Genomic DNA, 17053 nt, shown 5'->3' with positions numbered 1-17053 from the left:
CCGCAGAACCGGAGGCGAGAGTCCAGCGGCGCGCCCCCGCGATGCAGGCCCATCAAGGAGAAATCCCCCGCGTCACCCGACCAAACCGGCAGCCGAGCACCCGCGGGGATTTCGACGACTGGGCCGAAGAGCGGGGATCAACGCGCGCCGCGCGCGAGCCGACAGAATTACGCGTCGATCTGTTCGGCGTCGATGGTGTAGGCGCCCTCGACGATGAACTCCTTGCGCGGGGCGACATCGTTGCCCATCAGCATCTCGAAGGTGGCCTCGGCGATCGCGGCATCGTCGACGGTCATCCGGCGCAGCATCCGGTGCTGCGGCGACATCGTGGTCTCCTTGAGCTGGTCGGCGTCCATCTCGCCCAGACCCTTGTAGCGTTGGGGTTCTTTGAACGCGATGTTCTTCTTCGCCAGCTCGGCGGCCTTGCGCTGGTATTCCGCATCCGAGTAGGTGTAGATGTACTTGTCCATCCCCTTGCGGGGGTTGGTGATCTCGAAGCGGTGCAGCGGCGGGACCGCGGTGAACACCCGCCCGGCGTCGAGCAGCGGCCGCATGTATTTGAAGAACAGCGTCGCCAGCAGGGTGCGGATGTGCGCCCCGTCGGAGTCGGCGTCGGCCATGAAGATGATCTTGCCGTAGCGCACCGAGTCCAGATCGAAGGTGCGTCCCGATCCCCCGCCGACCACCTGGATGATCGAGGAGCACTCGACGTTCTTCAACATGTCACCGACCGAGGCCTTCTGCACGTTGAGGATCTTGCCGCGGATCGGCAGCAGTGCCTGGTATTCGGAGTTGCGGGCCCGCTGTGCGGTGCCGAGCGCGGAGTCACCCTCGACGATGAACAGCTCGCAGCGGTCCACGTCGTTGGACCGGCAGTCCTTCAGTTTTGCCGGCAGGGTTGAGGATTCCAGCGCGTTCTTGCGCCGCTGGGCCTCCTTGTGGGCGCGGGCCTGGACGCGGGTCCGGGAGGCCGCGACGACCTTCTCCAGCACGGTGCGGGCCTGCTGCTTCACCGCGGCCTTGTTGGAGCCGAGGAACTCGCCGAGCTCGCGTTCGACCACCTTGGTGACCAGTCGGGACACCGCCGGCGTACCGAGCACCTCCTTGGTCTGGCCCTCGAACTGCGGCTCGGCCAGGCGTACCGTCACCACCGAGGTGAGGCCCTCCAGCGCGTCGTCCTTGGTGATCTCCTCACCCGACTTGAGCAGCCGTTTGCCCTCCAGCGCCTTGCTGATCGCCTTGGTCAGCGCCCGTTCGTAACCGGTGACGTGGGTGCCGCCCTTGGGCGTGGCGATGATGTTCACGAAGGAGCGGGTGGTGGTCTCGTACCCGGTCCCCCAGCGCAGCGCGATGTCCACCTCGAGGTCACGGTCCACATCGGTCGGGGTGAGCGAACCGTTGTCGTCGAGCATCGGCACGGTCTCGGTGAACTCATCGCTGCCCTGCAACCGGATCACCTCGGTCACCGACGGATCCGGCGCCAGATACTCGCAGAACTCGGAGATGCCGCCGTCGTGGCGGTGCACCTCCTCGACCACCTCGTCGGGGTTGCGTTCGTCGCGGACCGCGATGGTCAATCCGGGCACCAGGAAGCTGGTCTGCCGGGCGCGGCCGGAGAGCTGCTCGAGGGAGAGTTTCGCGTCCTTGAGGAAGATCTGGCGATCCGGCCAGTAGCGGACCCGGGTCCCGGTGACCCCGCGCTTGGCCTTCCGCAGCTTCTGCAGGCCGCCGCCGGGGGTGAACGGGGCATTCGGACCGTCCCCGTCGAAGGTGCCGGGAACACCGTGTTTGAAGGACATCCCCCAGGTCGCGGAGTTGCGGTCCACCTCGACGTCGAGCCGGGACGAGAGCGCGTTCACCACCGAGGCGCCGACACCGTGCAGGCCGCCGGTGGCGTTGTAGGAACCGGCGCCGAACTTCCCGCCGGCGTGCAGCTTGGTGTAGACGACCTCGACACCCGACAGCCCGGTCCGCGGTTCGATGTCGACCGGGATACCGCGCGCATGGTCGGTGACATGGATGCTGCCGTCGGCACCCAGCACCACCTCGATCTCGGTCCCGAAGCCGCTCAGCGCCTCATCGACGGAGTTGTCGATGATCTCCCACAGGCAGTGCATCAGCCCCTTGGTGTCGGTGGAGCCGATGTACATCGCGGGCCGCTTGCGGACGGCCTCCAGGCCCTCGAGCACCAGCAGGTGCCGGGCCTCGTAGTCATGACCGGATGCGGCCGCTTTCTTGGCGGTACGAGTAGCTGCGGTTTCGGACACCCCGGCAGGTTACCCGCCGGGTGGGCGTACGCCCGGGACGCGCGCCGAGCGGTGCGCTCACCGGCGCCCGGCCCGCCGCGCCGCGAGTGCCGCGACCACCGCACCGACCATGCTCAGCGCTGCACCGACGAACAACGGAGCGGTCGCGCCGTAGCCGGCATCGATGGCCATTCCCGACAGCGAGGCGCCGAACCAGTTGCCGAGGTTCAGGGCCGCGATATTGGCGCTGGAGGCCAGGGCCGCACCACCGGCGTAGCCCAGCACCCGGGCCTGGGTGCCCGGTGTCAGCGAGAACCCGACCGCCCCGAGCAGCAGCACCCCGAGCACCGCGCAGAGCGGCAGCTGCGCGCTGAGTCCGAGCGCGATCATGATTGCGGCGCTCCCGAGCTGCACCCCGACCAGGAAGCGATCACCGAGTCGACGCGCCCACGACCCGCCGCCGATCAGGTTGCCGATCGCGGTGCCGAGCCCGAAACCGAACAGGACCAGCGTGACCGCCCATGGGGCCAACCCGGTCACGTCGGTGAGCGTGTACGCCAGGTAGGAGAAGGCCCCGAAGACACCACCGAATCCGAGCACGCTGACCGCAAGCGTGGCCCACACCTGAGCAGTGCCCAGCCAATGGGTCTCGGCGCGCAGATTGCTCGGTCGCCGCCCACTCTCGCGCGGCACCCACGCGGTGAGCGCGATCAGCACCAGCACCCCCAGTCCGGTCATGATGCCGAAGGTGATCCGCCAACCGAGTTGCTGGCCGAGAAAGGTACCGACCGGCAGACCGAGCACGATGGCCAGCGTGATGCCCGAGAACACCGTCGCGGCGGCCGCCTGAGCCTTCCCCCGCGGCATCAGATCGGCGGCCACCGCAACCGCGATTCCCATGTAGGCACCGTGGCACAGCGCCGCGATCACCCTGCCCAGCAACAACGATCCAAAGGTGGGCGCCAGCGCGCTGAGCAGGTTGCCGAGGATGAACAGCGCGACCAGCAGCCGCAGTGCGATGGCTCGATCCAACCGGGCGGCGAGCAGCGACATCACGATCGCACCGATCGCCACGGCGACCGCGTACGCCCCGACAACCATTCCCGAGGTGCCGTCGGTGACACCGAACCGCGCACCGATCGCGGGCAACAGGCCGGCCGGGGCGAACTCGGTCAACCCGATCCCGAACGCGCCCCCGGCCAGACTGCCGACCGCGAGCCGGCGCCGGGTCACGGTGAGTTCGACTGTGGGTGTCGACATGCAGAATTTCCTTCCGGATTGGAGATTGACACCACTCATCGAACGGCGCCCGCATGCAGTCCGCCAGCACCAGAACTGCCTGGGCAGGGTGCTCCTACCAACGATTGGGTCAGGCTCGCTCGGCTCCCGGGACGCATACTTGACGCCATGGATGCGGAGAATCGTGGCGAACTCGCCGAGTTCCTGCGCTCACGCCGCGCGGGGTTGACCCCGGCCGAGTTGGGCATCGCCAGCTACGGCCAGCGACGAGTCGACGGGCTGCGGCGCGAGGAGCTCGCCCACCTGGCCGGGGTGTCGGTCGCCTACTACACCCGGCTCGAGCAGGGTGTGGCGCGCACCGCCTCGGAGCCAGTGCTGGATGCCCTTGCCGGTGCACTTCGTCTGGACGCCGACGAGCGACGACACCTGAAGCTGCTGGCCCGCCCACCGCGACGACCGCGGACCGCGACCCCGACCGAGCGGGTGCCGAAGCATGTGGCGTCGTTGATCTCGGGGATGGTCTCGACTCCGGCACTGGTGCTCGGGCGCTTCCAGGACGTGCTCACCTGGAATCCCGAAGGGCATCGGCTGTTCGCCGCCCACCTACCCTTCGAAGCACCGGACCAGGTGCGCGATCGGCCCAACATGGTGCGGTTGCTATTCACCGATCCGCACGGCCGCGATCTCTATCGCGACTGGGAGCAACAGGCGGCCTACACGGTCTCGGCGCTTCGCTATTCCGCGGGCGAATACCCCGATGATCGCGCCCTGGTCGAGTTGGTCGGCGAACTGTCCACCAGCAGCCAGGAGTTCGCGACGCGCTGGGCGCGACGGATGGTGCGTCGCTGCACCGGCGGGATGAAGCAGTTCCGGCACCCCGAGTTCGGCGATCTCGACCTGCGCTTCGAATCCTTCGAACTCTCGACCCACCCGGGCCAGCGGTTGTTGCTGCTCTCGGCCGAACCCGGATCGCCGAGCCAGGCCGGCCTCGACCTGCTCGCCCACGCCGCGCGTACCGAACGTGCCGAATCGGGCGGCGAGCCCAGGTAACAAACGGAAGTCGACGCGCCCACTGGGTGGGAATCGTCCTGGATCTGACCGAGTGGGCGGGTAGTCTCGAATCAGGCCCCGGCGGGAGCGGGGCCTCCGGGGAAACCGGTCCGAGAAGTCGGCCGGGAACCGCGGAACAAAACAGCTCCGTCCAGGTGTTGTACCGAGTGCCCGACCACGGACATGAAAGAGAGGCCCCCGTGACCACCACTGTGATCGACAACAGTCTCAATGCGGCCGATCGTTGCGACCGCTGCGGCGCCCAGGCCTACGTCCGCGTCACGCTTTCCGGCGGTGGCGAACTCCTGTTCTGCAACCACCACAGCAAGCAGCACGGCGACAAGCTTCGCCAGGTGGCGCTCAACATCCACGACGAGTCCGAAAAGCTCAGCTGAGACTTCCAACGACGAGAACCCCGTACGCCTCAGGCGTGCGGGGTTCTTGCGTTGCGGGACCTGACACTCAGCCAGGGGTGGCTTTACCAGCGGTCGGCGATCTGCTCCAGGGTACGGGCCTTGGTCTCGGCGCCATAGGTCGCGGCGGCGATCATCAGCTCCACCGCACCGCTGGCGGCGACCAGTTTCTGCAGCCGCTCCACCACCTCATCGGCGGCACCGACGAACTTGGTCGCCGGCAGCTGGGACAACATCGCCTCCTCCAGCTCGCTGAATCCCCGTTCGGCGGCCTGCTCGGGCGGCACCAGCGGCTCGCGCTTGTTGGCGCGCATGCCGAGCGCCATCACCTTCGCCGGGCCGGCCTCGAACTCGGCTTCCTCGGCGGTGTCCGCGGTGATCGCCGAGGTGCACAGCATCGGATAGGGCTCGCTGAGCACCGGCGAGGGTTCGAACCGGGACCGGTAGGCGTCCAGCACCTCGACCGGGTCCAGCTGCCCGAAGTGGTGCGCATAGGCGTAGGGCAGCCCCAGCATCCCGGCCAGCTGGGCGGCGTACCCCGATGAACCGAGCAACCACACCTCGGGGGAGCTCGTCGCGGCGGGGGTGGCCGCCAGATGCGCGGAGAGCGGTTCGGTGAGCCGGTTGTCCCCGAGCCACGACATCAGCTCGAGCAGGTGCCGCGGGAACTCGTCCACCCCCAGCCCCTCGGCATCGCGGCGCAGCGCGCGGGCGGTCACCTGGTCGGTACCGGGCGCGCGGCCGATGCCGACATCGATCCGCTCGGGATGCAGCGCCTCAAGCATCGCGAACTGCTCGGCGACCACATAGGGGGCGTGGTTGGGCAGCATCACCCCACCCGAACCGACCCGGATCCGCTCGGTGGCATCCGCGATGGCGCCGATCAGCACCGGCGGGCTGGTCGAGGCCACCGACGCCATGTTGTGGTGTTCGGCGACCCAGAACCGGCGGTAACCGGCGGCGTCGGCGCGGCGGGCCAGATCGACGGTACGCCGCAGCGCGTCCGCGGAGCTGGCGCCCTGCCAGACATGGGCGAGGTCGAGTACGGAGAGGGGGATTGCCATATCGGAGGCAACCTCCGCGCGGCCCGCGCTATTCCACGCGCGCGGCTTCGACTCGCTCGCGCCTCGCTCGCTCAGCCGGCGTTCGTGAGCCGGCTGCGCATCAGGTAGACGTTGTAGGGGTCCCACTGCGACATCAGCCAGTAGATCGAATCCCCGTCCAGCGCCCAGGGGTGCAGGAATCCGCCGTAGAGACCTGGATGCTCGGCACCGGTGGTCAGCGGTACGCCGTCGTCCCAGGGCCCGGTGATCGTGGGCGCGGTGCGCACCAGGATCGCCGCCTGCGCCTCGTCCAGATGCACCGCCAGCCAGCAGCCGAGCCCCGGATGGTAGGCGACCGAGAGCTCCCCCACATTGCCACCCAGTACGGGTGCGGCGCGGCCGCTGCGGCGTACCCAATCGGTGCCGTCGAAGTAGCGGTACGAACCGACGTGCGCGACCTGGTCCCGCGGCGTACGTGCCAGATGGGCCGGGCCCCAGCGGCCGTTGGTGGTGCCGAACAGGTAGACCCACTCCGGGTCGGTCGGGTCGGTGGTGAAGGCACCGATCTGGAATCGGTTGCGGCCCAGCAGATTCGGCCACCGCCCGGTGATCGGTTTGCTCCAGCTGCGGGCATCGTCGGTGGAGACCGCGATCCCGGACTGGAAGGTCCGCCAGCGACCGCCGGGCAGCCAGATCAGGATCGACATCCAGTGCACGTAGTGCACACCGTCGATGGTGATGCCGCTGTTCGGGATCAGGGTGTGCTCGGGGAACGGTTTCGTCGGCACGTTCAGCCGGTTGCGACGGATCACCTGGGTGGCGCCGCCGGGCCGGCTGGGGCGGACCAGCGTGCTGTCCAGCAGCAGGCCCGCGTCGAGGTCGCGGCTGGTCGAGGACATCAGCGTGTTGGTCCGCCACTGGGCCTTCGACGGGCCGGCGCCCCGGCCACCCCAGTCCGGACCGTAGGTGTCGCCGAACATCACGAACACCCGGTCGGCGCCGTCAGCGTCCGGCCCGGCATCCCAGATGATGCCCAGGTCGGTGCCGTGGATCCCGAACCGTTCCCCGGTGGCGTTGATCGAGTCGACCCCGGTGATCTTGTGCAGCAACTGCGTATCGACGACGCGAACCATGGCCCGCAGACTAGCGACGCCCCCGGCGGCGCGGCTCACCACCCGCCGCCGCCACCTCCACCGGCACCACCGCCACCGGAGAAGCCCGACCCCGAACTCGAGCTCGCGGCCGAGACCGAGGCGCTCAACGAACTGGACATGGCGGCGGAGAATCCATCAGTGGCAGCGAATGCGCCCAGGGTCGCGGCCTGGAAGCCCGGGGTGCTGCCCACGTACCAGCCGGCGGCCCCGCCGTCGTAGCGGCCCTGTTCGGCCAGTTCGGCGAAGATCCTCGTCCAGCGTTCGGCGACGCCGAAGACGATCGCCCACGGCAGGTATCGGGAGAAGATGTCCTCCCCCTCCTCCCAGCGCAGCTTGTCGGCATCCGCGGTCCGCAGGAACTGCTCGAAACCCTGCACCTGGGCCAGCACCGCGGACCCTTCGGCGGTCCGCCCGACCTGCCGGTCCATCGTGGCCAGCAGCGCCAACCCGGCGAGCACCAGCGGTAGACCGAGCAGTCCCCAGCCCCAGAGGCCGGCGATGAATGCACCGCCGGCGGCACCGGCCACGATCAGCGCGACCGCCCCGACACCGATCCGGGCCTTGGTGCTGGCGGGCGAGCGCGGGTACCAGCCGTTGCTGGCGACCAGTGCCTGCAGATCGGAGCGGCCGTCGTTCAGCACCTCGGCGTACGCCTTGTCCCGCAGTTGCTTGGTGGTCACCTCCGGACCGTCCTGGAAGAGGCCTTCCAGGATGCCGGCCTCGTAATCCCTCAGCGGGTCGGCGGACTCGACACGGTCCAGGCGCCAGTCCTTCTTCCCCACCTGGGTGATGACCAGATGGCCGCGGACGGCGAGGTCGATGACGGTCGCGGTGATGTCACGACTGTCCACGGTGTGGTCGATCAGGGTCCCGGCTTCGGCGGGGCGTACGCCCTCGGGTGGGGTGAAGCGCACCGCCACCGGGGTGCGGGCGCGGCGCACCGTCGGCGCACCCTCCGCACCCGCGGCCGGGCGCAGTCCCGGGGTCAGCCCGGCATAGGCCCGGTCACCGGAGCGGCGTACCCGCAGCGCCACCAGCCCGAGCGCGACCGCCGACAGCAGCGCGGTGACCGTGCCGGTGGCCGCGGTCAGCGGAAACATGTTGCCCGGGTGCATCCGCTTGCTGAACCGCGGCTCGGCACCGGCCAGGGTGCCGGCCGGATAACCGGCCACGATCTGTACGCCGGTCTCGGTGGCCAGGTCGGAGGCCGCGAAGGAGGCCACACCGTCGGCCGATTCCGCCGTGCAGGGCCGGGTGAAGTCCTTCCCGGTGAAGCAGGCGACCCGTTCGGTGTCCACCGGCCCGGTGACGCTCGCCCGGACATTGCGGATCGGCACCTGCCAGGCCGGTCCGACGAGGTTCCAGTTGAGTTCGTCCAGGCCGCTGACGGGGTTGTTCGGGGTGGTCACCCCGCGCAGCGTGTAGTCGACCACATAGCGCTGCACCCCGGTGAATCTGGTGTTCTTCTCCCCCACCTTGAGCGTCAGGCCGTCGCTGTCGGATTCGCGAGCCAGATTGGTGTTGGCCCCGGTCGGGCTGCTCACCCCGTCGACCGTCACGCTCAGTTGCCGCCACAGATCGGGGTTGTCGGCCACCCGTTGCCGCAGCGGGAAGGTGAGGAACGGGCCGCGCCCGGGCTCGTCGGCGAAGTCGAAGGCCAGATCGAGCCGGACCCGCACCTCGCCGTCGCGCTGCAGGGTGGCATCGACCCGGTAGTCGGTGATCGCCCAGGATTCCGGGGTGTCCTCCGCGTGTGCGGGGGCCGCCGGCAGCAGCAGCCCGAGGGCGAGGATCAGCACCGCGGCCAGGCGTACGCCCACCGTCAGTCTCCGGGCGGGGGAATCAGACGTCCGAGAGAACATGACACGACTCTAATGAAAGATCGGGGCAGACGAAAAAGCACCGAGACCCCCACCTGGGTGAGGGTCTCGGTGCGTCGGCGTCGAACGCCGGAACTCAGTCGAGGTAGTCGCGCAGCACCTGGGAGCGGGAGGGGTGCCGCAGCTTCGACATCGTCTTGGACTCTATCTGGCGGATCCGCTCGCGGGTCACGCCATAGACCTTGCCGATCTCATCGAGGGTCTTGGGCTGGCCGTCGGTGAGCCCGAAGCGCATCGACACCACCCCGGCCTCGCGCTCGGACAGCGTGTCCAACACGTCGTGCAGCTGCTCCTGCAGCAGCGTGAAGCTGACCGCATCGGCGGGCACCACGGCCTCGGAGTCCTCGATCAGGTCACCGAACTCGGAGTCGCCGTCCTCGCCCAGCGGGGTGTGCAGCGAGATCGGCTCGCGGCCGTACTTCTGCACCTCGACGACCTTCTCCGGGGTCATGTCGAGCTCCTTGGCGAGCTCCTCCGGGGTGGGTTCGCGGCCGAGATCCTGCAGCATCTGGCGCTGCACCCGGGCCAGCTTGTTGATCACCTCGACCATGTGCACCGGGATGCGGATGGTGCGGGCCTGGTCGGCCATCGCGCGGGTGATCGCCTGCTTGATCCACCAGGTCGCATACGTCGAGAACTTGTAGCCCTTGGTGTAGTCGAACTTCTCCACCGCCCGGATCAGACCCAGGTTGCCCTCCTGGATCAGGTCGAGGAAGAGCATGCCGCGGCCGGTGTAGCGCTTGGCCAGCGAGACGACCAGTCGCAGGTTGGCCTCGAGGAGGTGGTTCTTGGCGCGGCGGCCGTCCTCGGCGATCCACTCGTAGTCGTCCTGCTCGGCGACCTTGATCTTGACCGCGTCGTCGGCGATCCGCTCGTCGGCGAACAGGCCGGCCTCGATCCGCTTGGCGAGCTCGACCTCCTGCTCGGCGTTCAGCAGGGCGACCTTGCCGATCTGCTTCAGGTAGTCCTTGACCGGGTCGGCGGTGGCGCCGGCGGCCATCACCTGCTGCTCGGGTTCGTCGGCGTCGTCGGCGTCGGAGAGCGAGAAGCCCTGCTGCTCCTCGGTGAGCTCCTTCTCCTCCTTGGCCGTCTCCTCCGGCTTGAAGTCGGACTCGTCGACATCGTCGAGGGTGCGCTTCTTGCCGACGGTGAGCACCAGATCCGAGCCGTCCAGCTTGGCCTCCACCTCGCCACCGGCGAGCTGGGTCACGACCTCCTCGGTGGTCGGCTCGCCCTTGCCCGGCTTGCCGGCCTTGCCGGCGCTCTTGCGGGCCGGGGCCTTCTTGGCCGCCTTCTTGTTGTCCGCCTCGGGCACGGCCTTGACCGAACCCTTCTTGGCATCAGCCGAGGGCGCCTTCCGGGCGGCGGTCTTACGGGCGGGGGCCTTCTTGGCGGCCTGTCCCCGGGTGGACGATTTCGTCGCGCCCGAGTCGCTGTCCGCCTTGACCTCACTGGCTCGAGCGGCCTGTGCCGCAACCACCTGGGAAGGGACTCGTTCTGCTGAGGGCGTCACCCAAATACCTCTTGCCTTGTATCGTCGGTCGGTTCGGTCTCGAACGCGTGCGCTCGATTCAGGGCGCAACAAACCACGCCGGTGTCAATGCTTGCACTCCTCGGACATTCTGGCACGGTATGCCAAATGGCCCTAATCCCTTTCCCGGGGCTCTTCCGGCGCCTTCACCGCATGGACCGGACAGCTGGCGTCCAGCAGGATGCGCTGGGCGTTCAGCCCGAGCAGCAGCTTGCCCGTCGGTGAGCGGCGGCGCAGTCCGATCACGATCGCCTCGGCGTTCTCGGCCTCGGCCACCTCGATCAGCCGTTCGGCCAGCAGCCCGGTCTCACTCGGGGCCACCACCTCGTACGCCACCCCGTCCAGCAGGGCGAGCACCGCGGCCGGGTCGTCGGCGTCGGTGTTCGGCACCACCAGGACGCGCGACCCCCGCAGTTGCGCCTCGGCGGCGGCGTGGGCCAGCGCGGCCTCTCCCTCGGGCCGCGCGGAGAATCCCACCACGATCGTCATCGCTACCTCTCCCACTCATGGACCGGCAATCCACTGCGCTGCAGCGTCAGATAGTCCTCGACCATGCCGCGCAGTGCCCTGGAGCGGTCCTCTCCGGCCCGTTCCCGGGCGGCTACCGCGGCAGTCTGCCATGTGGCCCCGTTCACTCCGGCGGCAGCACGGTTCTCGATCACCCCGAGATAGCGCGACACCTCGGCTGCCTCCACCCCGTAGGACTGCAGCCCGGCGGCCGCCAACGGGAGCAGCTGCTCGCGGACCAGGGTGGCCGCGGCGACCGTACCGATCCCGGGCCAGCTGAGCTCGGCGGCCATCCCGTGGATCTGGCCGGCGGTGAAGTTGTCGCGGGCGATCGCGTACCCCTCCTCGGACCAGGCCGGATGCTCCTGATCGGCCAGCGCCCGGGTCAACCCGGCGTACAGGGCGAGGTTCGCGACCATGTCGAGCGAGGTCGGCCCGGCGGGCAGCACCCGGTTCTCGATCCGCAGGTGCGGTGCTCCCCCGGCGACGTCGTAGACGGCCCGGTTCCAGCGGTAGATGGTGCCGTTGAGCAGGCAGAGCGCACGCAGCGGCGGCGGTCCGTCGCCGGCCTGCTCCTCCTCCAGATCGGGCAGCAGGGGCCGCCAGTCGGTGTTCTCGTCGAACAGTTCGAGCGGGGAGCCGATCCAGTGGTCACCGAACCAGACCCGCGGACGGGCGCCCTCGGCCTGTTCCTGGGCGGAGCGGTCGTCGGTGGCCTGGTCGAAGACCGCGATCCGGCTCTCGGCGTACCCGAGCCGGCCGGCGAAGAAGGGCGAGTTCGCCCCCATCGCCAGCTGCACCCCGGCGATCGCCTGGGAGGCGTTCCAGTAGGCCGCGAACTGTTCGGGAGCGACCTGCAGGTGGATCTGGTGCGAGGTGCAGGCCGCCTCCGGTGCGATGGTCGCGAAGTCGATGCCGTCGGCCAGCTCGGTACCGGGCAGCTGGATCCGGACCGGGCCACCGCGGCGGCGCCGCAATTCGCTGTCCAGCATGGTGTAGCGGGGATTCTCCACCAGCGAGTCCGGGCCCAGATCGTCCTCGGTCAGCGTGGGCAGCATGCCGATCACCGCGAGCCGGGCGCCGAGCCCACCGGCGCGCTGATCGGCGTCGTTGAGGGTGCTGCGCAGCATCTCGTAGAAGGCGCTCAATCCGGTCGGGCCGAGCGCCCGCGGCGGCAGATTGAGCTCGATGTTGAACTTGCCGAGCTCATGGACGAACTGCGGGTCGTTGATCGCGCCGAGCACCTCCTTGGCCACCAGCGCGGGCCGTTGCTCGGCATCGACGAGATTGAGTTCGACCTCCATCCCGGCACGCGGGTGCGCGAGATCGAACGGCCATTCCACGAGCAGTCGCTCGAGTTCCTCGCGTTGCCCCGCGACGCGGTCGGCGTACGCCTTGAAGTCGGCGTCGCTGTAGTCGGTGCGGGAGATGTCCTCACCCATGACCCCATCCTGTCCGGAGACTGTCGACATTGCACGTCGGGGGGCCTTTAGAGTGACCGCCGTGAGCGATGCGTACTACCGGCAGCTGGCCGCGAACGAGTTCGAACCGACCGAGCACGTGCAGGGCGCCTGGGCCCAGGTCGAGCAGCACATGTCACCGGTCGGCGGGTTGCTCGCGCACGCGATCGAGAACCACGAGCCCCGCCCGGAGCTGCAGCTGGCCCGGATCAACTACGAGATCCTCGGCCAGATCAGGCTCGCGCCGACGACCGTGCGGGTCGAGGTGGTACGCCCGGGGCGGACCATCGAGCTGGTGCAGGCGACCGCCGAGATCGACGGCCGGGTGGTGGTCCGGGCGAACGCGTGGCGGCTGCTGCGCGGTGACACCAGCGCGGTCGCCGGCACCGAGGACGAGCCGATGCCGGGCCCGGATGATTTTCCGGACTGGGACGGTACGCAGGCGTGGCCGGGTGGCTACATCGCCTCGCTGCAGCTGCGTCGCGATCCGCTGACCAGGCCCGGACGCGGCCGGACGTGGGTGCGCTCGGACAAGGCGCTGGTGGCGGGGTCCCCGACCACCTCGGTCGCGCACTTCCTGCGCCTGGTGGACACCGCGAACGGCGTGGCGACCCGGCAGGACCCGAGGGTGTGGATGTTCCCGAACACCGACCTGACGGTGCATCTCTACCGGACCCCGGTCGGTGACTGGGTCGGCTTCGACACCAGCGTCAGCTTCGGCCCGACCGGTGTGGGATTGACCTCATCGATCCTGCACGACGTCGAGGGCCCGGTCGGCCGCGCCGAGCAGATCCTCACCGTCCGCCCGCTGGGCTGACCCCGGCTCCCCCAACTCCCTGCTCCCGCCACCCTCGCGATCCATCGAATCCTGGGTGCATTGCACTCCCCCTGGAGCACTGGGGATATGCACTGAAGGTTCGATGGATCGCGGGGGCGTCCAGAATCCGGACACTTTAGGCAAGCGGGGCTCAGCCGTCGGCGCTCAGCTCCACCGGGCCCGTCCGGCGGTTTCCGCAACCGGAGAACCAACCCCGTGACACGCGGATCCGGGCTCACCCCTACCAAATTACTCGCCAGTATCGTTACTGTGCCGTAACCCCGATGACGGGCCACCCCATGTACCACCCCCACAACGGAGTAGGGATGCTGAAACCACTTGTCACCGGCGTGCTGCTGGCGGTCGCCGCAGCGCTCGTTCTGACCCTCGGACAAGGTTCCGATCTCGAGCACGCGGCCCTGTTGGGCGCCGCCCTGGGCGGCGTACTCGGCCTGGTCCACCCCGAACAGGGAGTCGGCCGGTTGGCCGGCGCCGTGCTCGGCTTCCTGGTCGCCTGGGCCGGTTTCGCGCTCCGCGCGGCCGTGCTTCCGGACACCACCGCCGGCCGGGCGGTCGCCGCCGCCGCGGTGCTGCTGATCTGCGCGCTGGTGGCCGGTCTCAGCCGCAACCGGTTGCCGCTCTGGTCGATGCTGCTCGGCGGCGCGGCGCTGATCGCGGCCTACGAGGCCACCTATCGCAATGCCCCGGCCCTCTTCCTGACCGAGTCGCCGCGCGCCGCCACCACCATCGGCGTGGCCGCCGCGGTCGGGGTCCTGCTCACCAGCCTGGCGCACGTCGTGCTGCCCGACCGGTCCCGCGAGGCCGAGACCGGGCGTACGCCGATCCGCGCGCTCCGCGACCGGTTGCGCAGCCGCGACACCGAGCCGACCGAATCCATGGACGACCTGTTGGGAGACAAGGCATGAACCCCCGCACCCCCCGCACCCGAATCCGTCGGCGGTTCGCCGCCACCGCCGCCGCGGCGACCGCCCTGGCCCTGGGTTGTGGCCCGTTCGGCGCGACCAGTGCCCTCGCCGAGGGGCCGGTCAGTGTCACCAACACCGAGACCGTGCAGGCCTATCTGAACCCCGACGGCACGGTCACCGAGGCGCGGATCTATGAGCAGGTGGCGATGGAGGGCCGCGGCCGCATCGATCTCGCCAACCCGGTCGCCACCGAGGGCCTGCGCAACCTGGACGGTTTCACCGATCTGCCGGTCCGCGATGGCCGGCTGGCGGAGAGCGAACAGGTCGACGGCCAGAAACGGCTGCGCACGGTTTCCAACTGGGACAAGGGAAAGCTGCCGCTGAGCGTGCGCGCCAGCTACTTCCTCGACGGCAAGCCGGTGACGGCCAACCAGGTCGTCGGCCGCAGCGGTGAGCTGGAGGTCCGCTACCGGGTGGAGAACATCACCGGCCGGGAGCAGACCTTCACCGTCGACGACGGCGCCGGCGGGAAGGCGACCCGCACCGAACGCGTGGTGATCCCCTTCGTTGGCCAGCTGCAGACCACCCTGCCGCCCGGCTTTACCGACGTCCGCTCGGGCGAGGCGAACATGGCCGGTGACGGCCGCGGTGGCACCAAGCTGTCCTACACCATGACCCTGTTCGGGCCGATCGGCGCCCCCACCGCCGAATTCGGCTACCGGGCAAGGATTTCCGAGGGTGTGATCCCGCCGGCGTCCCTGTCCGGGCTGCCGGTCAACCCGCTGCAGAGCCCCTCCTTCAAGGGCGGCGCGGCGAGTTATGCCGGCGGCGCCGAGAGCGGCCGCGAGCTCGCCAACGGTGCGGCGAAGATCGATGAGAACCTGATCAAGCTGCGCGACGGGGCGAACACCCTGGTCGCCGGTCTGCTGCAGCTCCGCGACGGTTCGCAGCAACTCAAGGACGGCACCGCGAAGGCGAAGGACGGCACCCGCCAGCTCGCCAACGGTGCGGGCGAACTGGACAACGGCGCCAACCAGATCGACCAGGGCGCCGGCAAGCTCGACAACGGCGCCAAGCAGCTCGACAACGGCGCCAGGGAACTCGACAACGGCGCCAACCAGTTGAACACCGGCGCCAAGCAGCTCAACACCGGCGCGGGCGCGCTGAACAACGGTGCGACCCAGCTCGATGACGGGGCGAGCCGGTTGAAGGACGGCACCGGTCAGCTCGTCGGCGGTGTGACCCAGATCCGCGACGGACTGGACAAGATCGACGCCGGCCTGGTCCAGATGTACGGCAAGGTCGGCGAGCTGCCGAACAACCCCGGGCTGAAGGAGCTCTATGCGGGCATCCAGAAGCTCAAGGACGGCATCGGCAGCCAGGACGACCCGAAGAAGTTGCTCGGCGGCCTGACCGCACTGCAGAAGCAGCTCAATGACGGCGGCAACGGATTGTTGCTGCTGGACAAGAAGATCTACCGCCAGGGCGCCACCAAGGAGGAGTCCGGGGCGTACCAGAAGATCAACTGCGCGGTGCAGGTGATCAACCAGCTGAACAACGGCGGCACCGACTTCGACGACTACTGCTACGGCGAGGAGAACGCCGCCCAGCTCAAGGCGGCCGGTCTGATCTCCGGGCTGCCCGAATCCAACCCGGTGAAGAAGCAGATCATGACCAATCTGGCCGCCGAACTGGCCAGGGGTCGCGACCAGCTGGCCGATCCGGACAACCTCGGCGACCCCAGGGATTCGAGCTACATCGACGGCCCGAAACCCGATCCGAACACCGCGACCCTCCAGCAGGCGCTCAGCTACATCGGCGGCCGGATCACCAACCGTGCGGTGCCGGGGATCGACGAACTGCTGTGTGGTCTGGACAACACCGCGACCCGCTCCAGCGGGAAGGAGTGCCCGAAGGTCGACTCCTCCGGTGCAGCGAAGCCTGGCCTGCAACAGGGTCTGGGGCTGGTCGACAACGGCGTGCAGCAGCTCGTCAACGGTGTCGTCAGCCAGGTCCAGCAGGGCATCGGCCATCCCGACCAGATCGCCGCGGATGCTGCCCGGGAGAACCCGGCCACGCTGCGCGGTGGCATGCGCAAGCTGCAGGGCGGTGGCGCCCAGCTCGCCGACGGTGCCGGGAAGCTCGACGACGGCGCGGGTCAGTTGGCCGACGGCACCGGCCGGTTGCGCGACGGCACCGGGCAGCTCGTCGACGGCAGCGGCAGGCTGAGCGACGGCACCGGCAAGCTGGTCGACGGCACCGGCCGGCTCACCGAGGGCACCGGGCAGCTCAGCGACGGCACCGGTCAGCTGGCCGACGGCACCGGCCGACTCGTCGACGGCACCGGCCGGTTGGTGACCGGAAGCGGGGACCTGGACCGCGGCATGGGCCAGATCGACGAGGGAGCCGGCAAGGTGGCCGACGGCACCAAGCAGGCGGCGGAGAAGGCGCCGGCCATCCCCGACGGTGCGAATCAGCTGCACGAGCAGGGATCCAGCAAGATCCTCGACGCCGGCAAGAAGACCGCCGTGGACTACGGGGTCAAGTACGCCGCCCTGCAGGCCGGCGCCCAGCGTGCCGATGCCGAGGCGATGCCGGTCGGTGCCCCCCAGGGAGCGATCGGCCTGACCGCCTACTCGCTGGAGATCCGGGGCGCCGACGGTGCCGACGGGGCCAGCCTGGGCCGCGGTCTGCTGGGTGCCCTGCTGCTGGTCGGTGCGGGCGTGGCCACGGTGCTCGCGAAGCGGAGGTTGTCCTGACACCCCGGTTCCGCCTGGGCTGCTGCTC

Annotated in this window: 13 protein-coding genes; 5 read left to right on the top strand and 8 right to left on the bottom strand. The window is 69.3% G+C overall.

The genetic code is table 11. The annotated features are described in order from the left end of the window. Positions 1–167: 167 nt before the first annotated feature. Positions 168–2267, bottom strand: a complete 2100-nt coding sequence (locus tag C8D81_RS03060; RefSeq protein ID WP_094358121.1) for a DNA gyrase/topoisomerase IV subunit B — start codon at positions 2265–2267, stop codon at positions 168–170. Between the two features lie 57 nt (positions 2268–2324). Next, positions 2325–3506, bottom strand: a complete 1182-nt coding sequence (locus C8D81_RS03055; RefSeq protein ID WP_094358119.1) for an MFS transporter — start codon at positions 3504–3506, stop codon at positions 2325–2327. A gap of 147 nt (positions 3507–3653) precedes the next feature. Here C8D81_RS03055 and C8D81_RS03050 point away from each other — a divergent pair, with 147 nt between their 5' ends. Beyond that, positions 3654–4535: a helix-turn-helix domain-containing protein gene (locus tag C8D81_RS03050; protein WP_094458672.1), complete on the top strand. Its 882-nt coding sequence runs from the start codon at positions 3654–3656 to the stop codon at positions 4533–4535. Between the two features lie 200 nt (positions 4536–4735). Further along, entirely contained in the window at positions 4736–4930 is a 195-nt protein-coding gene (locus C8D81_RS03045) for a DUF7455 domain-containing protein (protein WP_094358115.1), read from the top strand. Between the two features lie 83 nt (positions 4931–5013). On the opposite strand, the gene C8D81_RS03040 is transcribed toward C8D81_RS03045, so the two are convergent. The 6 genes from C8D81_RS03040 to C8D81_RS03015 form a co-directional block, all read right to left on the bottom strand. Continuing rightward, complete coding sequence (locus tag C8D81_RS03040; protein WP_133625528.1) at positions 5014–6012, bottom strand: LLM class flavin-dependent oxidoreductase; 999 nt, start codon at positions 6010–6012, stop codon at positions 5014–5016. Between the two features lie 71 nt (positions 6013–6083). Beyond that, the gene (locus C8D81_RS03035; RefSeq protein WP_133625527.1) at positions 6084–7124 is read right to left on the bottom strand and encodes a DUF4185 domain-containing protein; all 1041 of its coding nucleotides are present in this window, start codon (positions 7122–7124) and stop codon (positions 6084–6086) included. Between the two features lie 35 nt (positions 7125–7159). After that, positions 7160–9007 carry a DUF2207 domain-containing protein gene (locus tag C8D81_RS03030; protein WP_094399890.1) on the bottom strand — a complete coding sequence of 616 codons (1848 nt, stop codon included), beginning with the start codon at positions 9005–9007 and terminating at the stop codon, positions 7160–7162. Positions 9008–9101: 94 nt separating this feature from the next. Then, positions 9102–10538, bottom strand: coding sequence for an RNA polymerase sigma factor (locus tag C8D81_RS03025; protein WP_324252372.1), 1437 nt, complete (start codon positions 10536–10538; stop codon positions 9102–9104). Between the two features lie 132 nt (positions 10539–10670). Next, positions 10671–11045, bottom strand: a complete 375-nt coding sequence (locus C8D81_RS03020; protein WP_094358105.1) for a universal stress protein — start codon at positions 11043–11045, stop codon at positions 10671–10673. Between the two features lie 2 nt (positions 11046–11047). Continuing rightward, positions 11048–12505: a glutamate-cysteine ligase family protein gene (locus tag C8D81_RS03015; RefSeq protein ID WP_094399886.1), complete on the bottom strand. Its 1458-nt coding sequence runs from the start codon at positions 12503–12505 to the stop codon at positions 11048–11050. Positions 12506–12566: 61 nt separating this feature from the next. Here C8D81_RS03015 and C8D81_RS03010 point away from each other — a divergent pair, with 61 nt between their 5' ends. The 3 genes from C8D81_RS03010 to C8D81_RS03000 all read left to right on the top strand — a co-directional run bounded on the left by C8D81_RS03010 (position 12567) and on the right by C8D81_RS03000 (position 17025). Then, positions 12567–13340, top strand: coding sequence for a thioesterase family protein (locus C8D81_RS03010; RefSeq protein ID WP_208109080.1), 774 nt, complete (start codon positions 12567–12569; stop codon positions 13338–13340). Positions 13341–13666: 326 nt separating this feature from the next. Then, positions 13667–14266, top strand: a complete 600-nt coding sequence (locus tag C8D81_RS03005) for a hypothetical protein (protein WP_094429506.1) — start codon at positions 13667–13669, stop codon at positions 14264–14266. Further along, complete coding sequence (locus C8D81_RS03000; protein WP_133625525.1) at positions 14263–17025, top strand: hypothetical protein; 2763 nt, start codon at positions 14263–14265, stop codon at positions 17023–17025. The genes C8D81_RS03005 and C8D81_RS03000 overlap by 4 nt, the downstream gene beginning before the upstream one ends. The last annotated feature ends 28 nt before the right edge of the window (positions 17026–17053 follow it).

The organism is Enemella evansiae, from assembly GCF_004362375.1.
GTDB lineage: Bacteria > Actinomycetota > Actinomycetes > Propionibacteriales > Propionibacteriaceae > Enemella > Enemella evansiae.
The sequence above is the reverse complement of the archived record's forward strand: the minus strand, read 5'-3'. Positions and strand labels throughout refer to the sequence as shown.

Bases quoted from the DNA above. Each gene is read 5' to 3' on its own strand.
- C8D81_RS03055 (WP_094358119.1), bottom strand. From the start codon at position 3,506: ATGTCGACACCCACAGTCGAACTCACCGTGACCCGGCGCCGGCTCGCG.
- C8D81_RS03050 (WP_094458672.1), top strand. From the start codon at position 3,654: ATGGATGCGGAGAATCGTGGCGAACTCGCCGAGTTCCTGCGCTCACGC.
- C8D81_RS03040 (WP_133625528.1), bottom strand. From the start codon at position 6,012: ATGGCAATCCCCCTCTCCGTACTCGACCTCGCCCATGTCTGGCAGGGC.
- C8D81_RS03035 (WP_133625527.1), bottom strand. From the start codon at position 7,124: ATGGTTCGCGTCGTCGATACGCAGTTGCTGCACAAGATCACCGGGGTC.
- C8D81_RS03030 (WP_094399890.1), bottom strand. From the start codon at position 9,007: ATGTTCTCTCGGACGTCTGATTCCCCCGCCCGGAGACTGACGGTGGGC.
- C8D81_RS03020 (WP_094358105.1), bottom strand. From the start codon at position 11,045: ATGACGATCGTGGTGGGATTCTCCGCGCGGCCCGAGGGAGAGGCCGCG.
- C8D81_RS03015 (WP_094399886.1), bottom strand. From the start codon at position 12,505: ATGGGTGAGGACATCTCCCGCACCGACTACAGCGACGCCGACTTCAAG.
- C8D81_RS03005 (WP_094429506.1), top strand. From the start codon at position 13,667: ATGCTGAAACCACTTGTCACCGGCGTGCTGCTGGCGGTCGCCGCAGCG.
- C8D81_RS03000 (WP_133625525.1), top strand. From the start codon at position 14,263: ATGAACCCCCGCACCCCCCGCACCCGAATCCGTCGGCGGTTCGCCGCC.